A 12673-nucleotide genomic window follows, 5' to 3' on the forward strand; every position below is an offset into this window, starting at 1 on the left:
CAACAGACGTAACAGGTACAATTACGTTCAWGCGGATAAAGTAGATGGTATTGCCAGGCGATAACGTAGCGATGGATGTTGAGTTAATTGCGCCAATCGCGATGGAAGAAGGTTTACGCTTTGCGATCCGTGAAGGTGGCCGTACAGTCGGTGCCGGTGTGGTTTCTAAAATCACTAAATAATTTATTTTATAAATTATTGTTGTAAAATCCCGAGTAGTCGTGTAGACTACTCGGATGCTTTTGAAAAGCAATAGGGGTATAGCTCAATTGGCAGAGCGTCGGTCTCCAAAACCGAAGGTTGTAGGTTCGATTCCTACTGCCCCTGCCACAAATAGAAGCGGAACAATCCGCATAGAAAAATATGTCAAACAGTAGCCAAGTCGAAACCGTTTCTAATTCAGGTGATAAAGTTAAAGTTATTCTAGCCATCGTTGTATTGGTAGCTGGAATTTTTGCTTATTCATTTTTTACTGATTATAGTATTTATGCTCGCTTAGGGATGTTTCTTGTTGGTCTAGTAGTGGCTATAGCTTTATTAGCAATAAGCGATACTGGCAAGAGAATATTGGGCTTTGCAACAGGATCATATGCTGAGCTAAAACGTGTTGTATGGCCAACACGTAAAGAAACTATCCAAATGACAGGGATTGTATTTGCTTTTGTCGCAGTAATGGCTATTTTACTGTGGATAATTGATAAATTAATTACTTGGATTGTGTATGGCGTCGTTCTAGGTTGGAACTAAGGACAGCTTATGAGTATGCGTTGGTATGTAGTACACGTTTTCTCTGGTATGGAGAAAAAAGTTCATAGTTCTTTATTAGAGCGAATTGAACAACAAGGTTTACAAAATTCTTTTGGTCGCATCCTTGTGCCTACAGAAGAAGTTGTAGAGAGCCGTGGTGGTACACGAGCTGTTAGTGAACGTAGAATTTTTCCTGGCTATGTATTAGTTGAGATGGAATTCTCTGATGAAGCATGGCACTTAGTTAAGAATACTAATCGTGTAACAGGCTTTTTGGGTGGTGGTCCAAATTCACGACCTACACCTATTCCACAACATGAAGTTGATCGCTTGTTATCTCAAATTCAGGAAGGTGGTGAGAAACCACGTCCTAAAATTTTATTTGAAGTGGGTGAGTCTTTGCGTATTAAAGAAGGCCCATTCGCTGATTTCAATGGTGTTGTTGAAGAAGTTAACTACGAAAAAAATAAAGTTCGTGTGAATGTAATGATTTTTGGTCGTAGTACACCTGTAGAATTAGATTTTAGCCAGGTTGAGAAAACAGTTTAATATTGTTTTTTTGATCTGATTTATTAACCCCGGGGAGCCTTTGGCGTATAACCCGTAAGGAGCAAAAAAATGGCGAAAAAAATCGTCGGCTTTATCAAGCTTCAAGTACCTGCTGGTAAAGCAAATCCATCACCACCGATTGGTCCTGCATTAGGTCAACGTGGTTTGAACATTATGGAATTCTGTAAAGCATTCAATGCTAAAACACAAGGCATGGAACCTGGTTTACCAATTCCAGTAGTGATTACTGCTTATGCAGATAAATCATTTACGTTCATTATGAAAACACCTCCAGCGACTATTCTTATTAAGAAAGCTGCTGGCGTTCAATCTGGTTCTGCACGTCCTCACTTAGATAAAGTAGGTAAATTAACACGTGCTCAAGCAGAAGAAATTGCAAAAACAAAAGCCCCAGACTTAACAGCAGCTGATTTAGATGCAGCTGTACGTACTATTGCAGGTAGTGCGCGTAGTATGGGTATTACTGTTGAGGGTGTATAATTATGGCAAAATTATCTAAACGCGCTGCAGCTATTGCAGCAAAAATTGATCGCAATAAATTATACCCAGTGACAGAGGCATTAGCTTTGGTAAAAGAAACAGCTACAGCTAAATTTGATGAATCTATCGATGTAGCTGTACAATTAGGCATTGATCCTAAGAAATCTGACCAATTAGTACGTGGCTCTGTTGTTTTACCAGCTGGTACAGGTAAAACAGTACGCGTAGCTGTATTTGCTCAAGGCGAAAAAGCTGAACAAGCTAAAGCGGCTGGTGCAGATATCGTTGGTATGGAAGATTTGGCTGAGCAAGTTAAAGCTGGTAATATCAATTTTGATATTGTTATCGCTTCACCAGATACAATGCGTGTAGTAGGTACATTAGGTACAGTATTAGGTCCACGTGGTTTAATGCCTAACCCTAAAGTGGGTACAGTGACTCCTGACGTTGCAACAGCAGTAAAAAATGCAAAAGCAGGTCAAGTACAATACCGTACAGATAAAGCGGGTATCATTCACGCAACTATCGGTCGTGCTTCTTTCAATGTAGAACAACTACAAGAAAACTTAGTTGCTTTAGTTGATGCATTAAATAAAGCTCGTCCTGCTGCTGCTAAAGGTGTGTATTTACGTAAATTAGCCGTATCATCTACAATGGGTGGTGGTGCTAAGGTTGATACAGGCTCAGTAGCAACAAACTAATTCTTTAGGTGGTGGGCTTTTATAGCTTACACCACTTAAAATGGGCTACTTAAATTTTTAAGTAGATGTCCAAGACCGTAGGGATCATTGATTTAATCCGCTTCGGCCCTACGCAGACGGTAGTCCTGAATAAGAAATAAACAAGTTATCTTGTCTGTCTTTTTAGGTTGCCGCGCTGGTTGAAATACATTTTGTATTTCTTTTATTAACAGTCGGAGGTAGACCTTGAGTCTCAATATTGAAACCAAGAAAGCTACGGTAGAAGAGATTAGTAAAGCAATTGCTAATGCTCAAACTATGGTTGTAGCTGAGTATCGCGGTATTAGTGTTGCCAGTATGACTGAATTACGTGTAAATGCTCGTAAAGAAGGCGTATATTTACGTGTTCTTAAAAATACATTAGCACGTCGTGCAGTTGAAGGTACTCCTTTTGCAAACTTATCTGATCACATGGTTGGTCCGTTAGTTTATGCTGTATCTGAAGATGCAGTTGCAGCAGCAAAAGTATTGCACCAATTCGCGAAGCAAGAAGATAAAATCGTCTTGAAAGCAGGTTCTTATAACGGCGAACTTTTAGATAGTGCTAAAGTAGCAGAATTAGCTTCTATCCCAAGTCGCGAAGAACTATTGTCAAAACTATTGTTCGTTATGCAAGCTCCTTTATCAAGCTTGGCGCGTGGTTTGGCTGCTTTGGCAGAGAAAAAAGCTGGCGAAGAAGCCGCTTAATTTCAGATTTTATTCAATTTAAAAATTTAGATTATCAATATTTAGGAGTTTAATAGCATGGCTATTACTAAAGAAGACATTTTAGAAGCCGTTGGTTCATTAACAGTAATGGAACTAAACGAATTAGTTAAAGCATTTGAAGAAAAATTTGGTGTATCAGCTGCTGCAGTTGCAGTTGCTGCTGGTCCAGCTGCTGCAGGCGGTGGCGCTGCTGCTGAACAAACAGAGTTCACAGTAGTTCTAGCTGAAGCTGGTTCTTCTAAAGTTAACGTAATTAAAGTTGTACGTGAAATCACTGGTTTAGGTCTAAAAGAAGCTAAAGACTTAGTTGATGGTGCTCCAAAACCATTGAAAGAAGGTCTAAGCAAAGCTGAAGCTGAAGAAGCTAAGAAAAAATTAGAAGAAGCTGGTGCTAAAGTAGAATTAAAATAATTCTTCCTTAGAAATCCCCCGGAGAGAGCAATTTTGCCCTCTTCGGGTTTTTGCGTCTTTCGAAAAAAACATTTTATTTAAGCTAAAATCCCCTAATAAAGGGTCAGAAAGTGATTTTTTCTGAAGTCGTAAATCCCTATAGAATTATGGAATCACCATAATATCTACAACCCTCTCGAGTCGGAGTGCTCATGCCTTACTCGTATACAGAAATAAAACGTATCCGTAAAAGCTTTGCTAAACGTGAAGAAGTTCAGGATGTCCCATACCTGTTAGAGACGCAGTTACATTCATACCGTACATTTTTGCAACAAGATATTGGTTCGCAAAAACGTAAAAATGAAGGTTTACAAGCTGCTTTTAATTCAATTTTCCCTATCGAAAGTGCTAATGGATTAGCTCGCTTAGAGTTCGTTGGTTACACTTTACGTGACCCTGTATTTGATGTGAAAGAATGTCAATTACGCGGTCTAACTTATCATTCATCTCTATACGCTAAAGTTCGCTTAGAATTACTTGATCGTGAGGCTAGCAAGCCAACGGTTAAAGAAGTGAAAGAAGAAGAAGTTTATATGGGTGATTTACCCTTAATGACTGATACTGGTTCTTTCATTATCAATGGTACTGAGCGTGTGATTGTATCTCAGTTACATCGTTCTCCAGGCGTATTTTTTGAGCATGATCGTGGTAAAAATCACAGCTCAAGCAAGTTGTTATTCTCTGCTCGCGTGATTCCTTACCGTGGTTCATGGTTAGATTTTGAATTTGATCCAAAAGATTACTTATACTTCCGTATTGACCGTCGTCGTAAGATGCCGGTGACTACGTTATTAAAAGCTATTGGTTTAAACAATGACCAAATTCTAGCAACATTCTTTGATTTTGAAAGCTTTGAGCTACGTGAAGACGGTGCTGTTATGGCATTCGTACCTGAGCGTTGGAAAGGTGAAATCGCTCGTTTTGATATTACTGATAAGAAAGGTAATGTCCTTGTAGAAAAAGATAAGCGTATCAATGCTAAAAACATCAGAGATATCTCTAATGCGAAATTAGACAAAATTTCAGTACCTGATGATTTCTTATTAGGTCGTGTGATTGCTAAGACAATTACGGATCCAGAATCTGGTGAAGTCTTAGCACAGGCTAATGCTGAAATTACAGAAGCATTATTAGCAAACTTACGTGCAGCTGACATTAAGAAATTTGAGACTATCTATACCAATGAATTAGAACATGGTGCTTATATTTCAGCTACCTTAAGTACTGACGATACAGCGGATCAAATGGCTGCTCGAGTAGCGATTTATCGTATGATGCGTCCAGGTGAACCTCCAACCGAGGAAGCTGTAGAAGCCTTATTCCAACGCCTATTCTATAGTGAAGAAAGCTATGACTTATCGGCAGTTGGTCGTATGAAAGTCAATAGTCGCTTAGGTCGTGGTGCTAATCCAGAAGGTCCATTAACCTTAACAGACGAAGATATTTTAGATACTATCAAAGTGCTTGTTGAATTGCGCAACGGTCGCGGAGAGATTGACGATATTGACCACTTAGGTAATCGTCGTGTTCGCTGCGTAGGTGAGTTAGTAGAAAACCAATTCCGTGCAGGTTTAGTTCGTGTTGAGCGTGCCGTTAAAGATCGTCTAGGTCAAGCAGAATCAGATAACTTATTACCGAATGATTTGATTAACTCTAAACCAATTTCAGCGGCTATTAAAGAGTTCTTTGGTTCTAACCAATTATCTCAATTCATGGATCAAACAAACCCATTATCAGAAATCACTCATAAACGTCGTGTATCTGCATTGGGTCAAGGTGGTTTGACACGTGAGCGTGCAGGCTTTGAGGTGCGAGATGTGCACCCTACACATTATGGTCGTGTATGTCCTATTGAAACTCCAGAGGGTCCAAACATTGGTTTGATTAACTCTATGGCGTTATTTGCTCGTCTAAATGAATATGGTTTCCTAGAAACACCATATCGCAAAGTGAATGATGGCAAAGTAACAGAAATTATTGAATACTTATCAGCTATTGAAGAAAATAAATATGTTATCGCTCAGGCGAATGCTGAATTAGATGAGAAAGGTCATTTTGTTGATGACTTAATCGCTTGCCGTGAAGCAGGTGAGACAATGCTAATGTCTCCAGATAAAGTTCAGTATATGGATGTTGCTCCATCGCAAATCGTTTCAGTGGCTGCTTCGTTAATTCCTTTCCTTGAACATGATGATGCGAACCGTGCACTGATGGGTGCCAACATGCAACGCCAAGCAGTTCCTTGTTTACGTCCTGAAAAACCATTAGTGGGTACAGGTATTGAACGTACGGTAGCTGTTGACTCAGGTACAACAGTTCAAGCTGTTCGTGGCGGTATCATTGACTATGTTGATGCGGAGCGTGTTGTTATCCGTGTGAATGATGATGAGAACAAGAGCGGTGAAGTTGGTGTAGATATTTACAATTTAACGAAATACACTCGTTCTAACCAAAATACAAATATTAACCAACGTCCTATCGTGAATATTGGTGATCATGTTCAACGTGGGGATGTACTTGCAGATGGTGCTTCAACTGACTTAGGCGAATTAGCATTAGGTCAAAATATGTTGATTGCGTTTATGCCATGGAATGGTTATAACTTTGAGGACTCTATTTTGATTTCCGAAAAAGTTGTGGCCGACGATCGCTATACATCTATTCATATTGAAGAACTAAGCGTTGTTGCTCGTGAAACTAAGCTAGGTGATGAAGAAATTACACGTGATATTTCTAATTTACCAGAAGCACAACTAAATCGTTTAGATGAGTCTGGCATCGTTCACATTGGTGCCGAAGTTCGTGCGGATGACGTGTTAGTGGGTAAAGTGACACCTAAAGGTGAAACTCAATTAACACCAGAAGAAAAACTTTTACGTGCAATTTTCGGTGAAAAAGCGTCTGACGTGAAAGATACATCATTACGAGTTCCATCTGGCATGGTGGGTACTGTAATTGACGTACAGGTATTGACTGGTAAAGGTGTTGAGCGTGATAAACGTGCGCAATCAATTATTGATGAAGAACTACGTCGTTACCGTCAAGATTTGAATTCACAATTAGCTATTGTGGAATCAGATATGTTTGATCGTTTACACAAAGTATTGCTAGGTAAAAAAGTAAATGGTGGTCCTAACCAATTAGCAAAAGGATCTACTATCACAGCAGATTAATCTAGAAAAAGTAACACCATGGCATTGGTTTGATATTCGTGTTGCTGATGAGGATGTTGCTATTGTTCTTGAACAAGCAAAAGAATCTATCGAACAAAAACGTCATGAGTTTGAATTAAACTTTGAAGAAAAACGCAAAAAACTAACACAAGGTGATGAGTTACCTCCTGGTGTACGTAAGATGGTTAAAGTATTCCTAGCTGTTAAACGTCGTTTACAGCCTGGGGATAAAATGGCAGGTCGTCACGGTAATAAAGGTGTGGTTTCTCGCATTCTTCCAGTTGAAGATATGCCACATATGGCTGACGGTACTCCAGCAGATATCGTATTGAATCCATTAGGCGTACCTTCACGTATGAACATCGGTCAAGTATTAGAAGTTCATTTAGGCTGGGCGGCTAAAGGTGTAGGTCAGCGTCTTGCAGATATGTTAGCGGATGAGCGTAATGTTCAAATTAAAGAAGTACGTAAATTCCTAGAAACTGTCTACAATACAACCGGTAAACACGAAAACTTAGCTAATATTCCAGATGATAAATTGCTTGCTATGGCACGTAATTTAACAAAAGGTATTCCTTTTGCTACACCAGTGTTTGATGGTGCTACGGAAGAAGAAATTACACGTATGCTTGAAATTGCTTATCCTGAAGATGTGAAAGAACGCTTACATCTAACAGATTCACGCACACAAGCTTACTTAATTGATGGTCGTACAGGTGAACCATTTGAGCGTCCAGTGACTATTGGTTACATGCACTATTTGAAACTACATCACTTAGTTGATGACAAAATGCATGCTCGTTCTACAGGACCTTACTCACTAGTAACACAGCAACCATTAGGCGGTAAAGCACAGTTTGGTGGTCAACGTTTCGGTGAGATGGAGGTATGGGCACTTGAGGCTTATGGTGCATCTTATACCTTACAAGAGATGTTAACCGTGAAGTCAGATGACATTACTGGCCGTACAAAAGTTTATGAAAACATTGTTGAAGGCGATCATATGATTGATGCAGGTATGCCTGAATCATTCAATGTGTTAGTGAAAGAGATTCGCTCTTTAGCATTAGATATGGAATTGGAGGGTAAAAAATAATGAATGGATTAATTAACCTCTATAAACAAATTTCAACGGATGAACAGTTTGATGCCATTAAAATTGGCATCGCTTCTCCGGACAAAATTCGTTCTTGGTCATATGGTGAAGTTCGTAAACCAGAAACCATTAACTACCGTACATTTAAGCCTGAACGCGACGGCTTGTTTTGTGCAAAAATCTTTGGACCAATCAAAGACTATGAGTGCTTGTGTGGTAAATATAAGCGCTTAAAACACCGTGGTGTTATTTGTGAAAAATGTGGTGTTGAAGTTACTGTGACCAAAGTGCGTCGTGAACGTATGGGTCATATTGAATTAGCTAGTCCAGTAGCACATATTTGGTTCTTAAAAAGCTTGCCTTCTCGCTTAGGTATGGTGCTTGATATGACATTGCGTGATATTGAACGCGTGTTATATTTTGAAGCATGGTGCGTTATCGACCCTGGTATGACTCCGTTAAAACGTGGTCAAATCATGAGTGACGATGAGTACTTCACAAAAGTTGATGAATACGGTGATGACTTTACTGCGCTTATGGGTGCAGAGGCTGTGCGTGAATTATTACGCACTATTGATATTGATAAAGAAGCGGAATTATTACGTTCTTCTTTAGATACGACTAAATCGGACGCTAAAGTTAAGAAAATTTCTAAGCGTTTAAAAGTTATTGAAGGCTTCCAAAAATCAGGTTTAAAACCTGAATGGATGATTATGGAAGTATTACCAGTACTTCCTCCAGACTTACGTCCATTAGTGCCACTAGACGGTGGTCGTTTTGCGACTTCTGATCTAAACGATTTATATCGTCGTGTGATTAACCGTAATAATCGTTTAAAACGTCTTCTTGAGCTAAAAGCACCAGAAATTATTCTACGTAATGAAAAGCGTATGCTTCAAGAAGCAGTTGACTCATTATTAGACAATGGTCGCCGTGGTAAAGCTATGACTGGCCCTAATAAACGTCAATTGAAATCTCTTGCCGATATGATTAAAGGTAAGGGTGGTCGTTTCCGTCAAAACTTATTAGGTAAACGTGTTGACTATTCTGGTCGTTCAGTAATTACTGTGGGTCCACAATTGAAATTACATCAATGTGGGTTACCAAAATTAATGGCATTAGAGTTATTCAAGCCATTTATCTTCAATCGCTTAAAAGCGATGGGCTTAGCATCAACATTCCGTGCGGCTAAGAAAATGGTAGAAACTCAAGAGCCAGTCGTTTGGGATATTCTAGAAGAAGTCATTCGTGAACACCCTGTAATGCTTAACCGTGCGCCTACATTGCACCGTTTAGGTATTCAAGCATTTGAGCCGCAGTTAATTGAAGGTAAAGCAATTCAGTTACACCCATTAGTATGTGCAGCATTCAACGCCGACTTCGACGGTGACCAAATGGCTGTTCATGTGCCTCTATCATTAGAAGCACAAATGGAAGTTCGTACATTGATGCTAGCATCTAATAACGTCTTGTTCCCTGCGAGTGGTGAGCCATCAATCGTGCCTTCTCAAGATACGGTATTGGGTCTTTACTATACTACTCGTGAACGTATCAATGGCAAAGGCGAAGGTATGTTCTTTGCGGATATCCAAGAGATGTTGCGTGCTTACAATAGCGGTGAAGTGGGACTACAAAGTCGTATTACCGTACGCTTAAACGAGTATGCAAAAGATGAAAATGGTGAGTTTAAAGCGACCCTAAAACGAGTTGAAACTACTGTTGGCCGTGCCTTATTATCAGAAATTTTACCTAAGGGCTTACCATTCAGTGTGTTGAATAAGCCATTGAAGAAAAAAGAAATTTCGCGCTTAATTAACCAATCTTTCCGCCGTTGTGGTTTACGTGATACGGTTATCTTTGCAGATAAATTACTACAATCAGGTTTCCGCCTAGCGACTAAAGCAGGTATTTCAATTGCTATGGGCGATATGTTGATTCCTAAGGCAAAAGAAGAAATTCTTGCTCAAGCCAGTGCTGAAGTAAAAGAGATTGATAACCAATATTCATCAGGTCTTGTAACAGCACAAGAGCGTTACAATAACGTGGTTGATATTTGGGGTAAAGCAGGTGATAAAGTTGGTAAAGTGATGATGGAACATCTATCAACTGAGCCTGTGGTGAATCGTTTTGGTGAAGAAGTTCGTCAAGAGTCATTTAACTCTATTTATATGATGGCTGACTCTGGTGCCCGTGGTTCGGTTGCTCAGATTCGTCAGTTAGCAGGTATGCGTGGTCTAATGGCAAAACCTGACGGCTCTATCATTGAAACGCCAATTACAGCGAACTTCCGTGAAGGTTTGAACGTACTTCAGTACTTTATTTCAACTCACGGTGCTCGTAAAGGTCTTGCTGATACGGCGTTAAAAACAGCTAACTCTGGTTATTTAACTCGTCGTCTAGTTGACGTGACTCAAGACTTAGTGATTACTGAACAAGATTGCGGTACATCTAACGGTTATGTCATGAAAGCCTTAGTTGAGGGTGGTGAGGTAATCGAGCCATTACGTGATCGTGTATTAGGTCGTGTAACTGCTACAGATGTTGTTAATCCAGATACCCAAGAAACAGTGATTTTCGCTGGTACATTACTTGATGAAGATAAAGTGGAACTCATTGATAAATTAGGTATCGATGAAGTGAAAATCCGTACTCCATTGACGTGTGAAACTCGTCGTGGTCTATGTGCACATTGCTATGGCCGTGATTTAGGTCGTGGCTCATTAGTAAATACTGGTGAAGCCGTTGGTGTGATCGCTGCTCAGTCTATCGGTGAACCAGGTACACAGCTAACCATGCGTACGTTCCACATTGGTGGTGCGGCATCTCGTGCGTCTTTAGCTTCTGCTGTAGAAACAAAATCAGCTGGTCACGTAGGGTTCGCTGGTAGTATGCGCTATGTAACCAATGCTAAAGGTGAGCGTATTGCTATTTCTCGTTCAGGTGAGATTGTTGTATATGATGATCAAAACCGTGAACGTGAACGTCATAAAATCCCTTATGGTGCAACCGTGCTTGTAGGTGATGGTGAACAAGTTAAAGCTGGCGCTCAATTAGCGACATGGGACCCATTAACTCGTCCAATCGTATCAGAGTACAAAGGTGCTGTTCGTTTCGAAAATATCGAAGAGGGCGTTACTGTTGCGAAACAAGTGGATGAAGTGACAGGTCTTTCAACACTTGTAGTGATTACACCTAAGACTCGTTCAGGTAAATCAGCTTTACGTCCACAAATCAAGCTTCTAAACGAACAAGGTGAAGAAGTGAAGATTATTGGTTCAGAACATTCAGTAAATATTACATTCCCAGTGGGTGCATTGATTACTGTACGTGATGGACAAGCAGTAGATGTAGGTGAAGTACTTGCTCGTATTCCTCAAGAATCACAAAAAACACGTGATATTACCGGTGGTCTTCCACGAGTTGTTGAGTTATTTGAAGCACGTTCTCCGAAAGATGCAGGTATTCTTGCTGATGTTACAGGTACTGTTTCATTTGGTAAAGATACTAAAGGTAAACAACGTCTTGTTATTACTAAAGTAGATGGTACAACACATGAATTGTTGATTCCTAAAGAGAAACAGGTTTTAGTTCATGACGGTCAAGTGGTTAACCAAGGTGAATTAATTGTAGACGGCCCAGCTGATCCACATGATATTCTTCGCTTGAAAGGTATTGAAGCGTTAGCTCAATACATTGTGAATGAAGTACAAGACGTTTATCGTTTACAAGGTGTGAAGATCAATGACAAACACATTGAAGTGATTGTTCGTCAGATGTTACGTCGCGTGAATATTGTTGATGCTGGTGATACCTCATTTATCCCTGGTGAACAAGTTGAACGTTCTGCAATGCTTGATGAAAATGATCGTGTACGCACAGATGATAAACGCGAAGCAACTTATGAAAATATCTTATTAGGTATTACTAAAGCTTCTCTATCAACTGACTCATTCATTTCTGCAGCATCATTCCAAGAGACAACTCGTGTCTTGACTGAGGCAGCCATTATGGGTAAACGCGATGAATTACGTGGTCTAAAAGAAAACGTTATTGTTGGTCGACTCATTCCTGCAGGTACTGGCTTGTCATATCATAATGCTCGCCATGCTAAGGAAGAGGCTGAACAGCAAGATCGTTTAGCACAACGTGCTCAAGAAAACCCATTTGCGGATAGTACTGAAACAGCGCCAGTTTCACTAGAAAGTGCAATGGCTCCTTTCTTTACAATGCCAAGTAGTTCATCAGATAACGAAGAGTAATTAAACATATTCAACCTTAGTTTTTTAAGGTTTGTGCTTAGTATTAAATACCCTCTAAGGTTGCAATCTTAGAGGGTATTTTTATGCTTACTAGCAATGATTCGTAAGGTAAGCGTCCGGTGAACACATGTATTCATTCGTAAGCGTCCGGTGAACACATGTATTCATTCCTGCTAAATTGCGCGACACTAAGGTTTTGTGTATGTTAGGAGAAATCAATGCCGTCTTTAATGCGTATCGAGACCGCCCAACGAGTGGGAATTCAAGAGCAAGCGTCTAGCCTACTGGCACTAGATAAAATCATCCTGGTGAGTGAGGCGACAGATTTACGAGCAGGGATGGATACCTTGCGCACTAAGGCAATTCAGCGCTTTGGTCAGGTGGCACCTCAAGCTGAAGCCTATGTGTTTATGAATCGCACGCACACGCTTCTTAATTACTCATGCACGA

The 12673-nt window shown here is 40.1% G+C and carries 8 protein-coding genes, 1 tRNA gene and 2 pseudogenes; all 11 read left to right on the plus strand.

Annotated features, from left to right (window positions below; translation table 11 throughout):
• Positions 1-182, plus strand: a pseudogene (locus V757_RS28200) (EF-Tu C-terminal domain-related protein); the annotation flags it as partial.
• Positions 183-254: 72 nt separating this feature from the next.
• Positions 255-330 (plus strand) — tRNA-Trp (locus tag V757_RS26380).
• 33 nt (positions 331-363) lie between these two features.
• The gene (gene secE / locus V757_RS26385; RefSeq protein ID WP_023953112.1) at positions 364-747 is read left to right on the plus strand and encodes a preprotein translocase subunit SecE; all 384 of its coding nucleotides are present in this window, start codon (positions 364-366) and stop codon (positions 745-747) included.
• 9 nt (positions 748-756) lie between these two features.
• On the plus strand, positions 757-1296 hold the full coding sequence (nusG, locus tag V757_RS26390) for a transcription termination/antitermination protein NusG (RefSeq protein WP_023953114.1): 540 nt from the start codon (positions 757-759) through the stop codon (positions 1294-1296).
• A 69-nt stretch (positions 1297-1365) separates the two neighbouring features.
• Positions 1366-1797: a 50S ribosomal protein L11 gene (rplK, locus tag V757_RS26395; RefSeq protein WP_023953116.1), complete on the plus strand. Its 432-nt coding sequence runs from the start codon at positions 1366-1368 to the stop codon at positions 1795-1797.
• A gap of 2 nt (positions 1798-1799) precedes the next feature.
• Positions 1800-2498, plus strand: coding sequence for a 50S ribosomal protein L1 (gene rplA / locus V757_RS26400; protein ID WP_023953118.1), 699 nt, complete (start codon positions 1800-1802; stop codon positions 2496-2498).
• 225 nt (positions 2499-2723) lie between these two features.
• Positions 2724-3224: a 50S ribosomal protein L10 gene (gene rplJ, locus V757_RS26405; protein ID WP_023953120.1), complete on the plus strand. Its 501-nt coding sequence runs from the start codon at positions 2724-2726 to the stop codon at positions 3222-3224.
• A gap of 57 nt (positions 3225-3281) precedes the next feature.
• Complete coding sequence (rplL, locus tag V757_RS26410; protein ID WP_023953122.1) at positions 3282-3656, plus strand: 50S ribosomal protein L7/L12; 375 nt, start codon at positions 3282-3284, stop codon at positions 3654-3656.
• A 191-nt stretch (positions 3657-3847) separates the two neighbouring features.
• A pseudogene (gene rpoB / locus V757_RS26415) lies at positions 3848-7964 on the plus strand (DNA-directed RNA polymerase subunit beta).
• Positions 7964-12223 carry a DNA-directed RNA polymerase subunit beta' gene (gene rpoC / locus V757_RS26420; RefSeq protein ID WP_023953124.1) on the plus strand — a complete coding sequence of 1420 codons (4260 nt, stop codon included), beginning with the start codon at positions 7964-7966 and terminating at the stop codon, positions 12221-12223. Before rpoB ends, rpoC begins: the two are co-directional and overlap by 1 nt.
• A gap of 218 nt (positions 12224-12441) precedes the next feature.
• Positions 12442-12673 (plus strand): IS66 family insertion sequence element accessory protein TnpB (gene tnpB, locus V757_RS26425; RefSeq protein WP_036694799.1); only part of this gene is annotated, 232 nt, incomplete at its 3' end.

Origin of the sequence: Pelistega indica (assembly GCF_000506865.1) — a bacterium.
In the GTDB taxonomy this organism is placed as follows: Bacteria; Pseudomonadota; Gammaproteobacteria; order Burkholderiales; family Burkholderiaceae_B; genus Taylorella; species Taylorella indica.

Excerpts from the sequence above, each read along its gene's own strand:
- secE (WP_023953112.1), top strand. The coding sequence starts at position 364 with ATGTCAAACAGTAGCCAAGTCGAAACCGTTTCTAATTCAGGTGATAAA.
- nusG (WP_023953114.1), top strand. The coding sequence starts at position 757 with ATGAGTATGCGTTGGTATGTAGTACACGTTTTCTCTGGTATGGAGAAA.
- rplK (WP_023953116.1), top strand. The coding sequence starts at position 1,366 with ATGGCGAAAAAAATCGTCGGCTTTATCAAGCTTCAAGTACCTGCTGGT.
- rplA (WP_023953118.1), top strand. The coding sequence starts at position 1,800 with ATGGCAAAATTATCTAAACGCGCTGCAGCTATTGCAGCAAAAATTGAT.
- rplL (WP_023953122.1), top strand. The coding sequence starts at position 3,282 with ATGGCTATTACTAAAGAAGACATTTTAGAAGCCGTTGGTTCATTAACA.
- rpoC (WP_023953124.1), top strand. The coding sequence starts at position 7,964 with ATGAATGGATTAATTAACCTCTATAAACAAATTTCAACGGATGAACAG.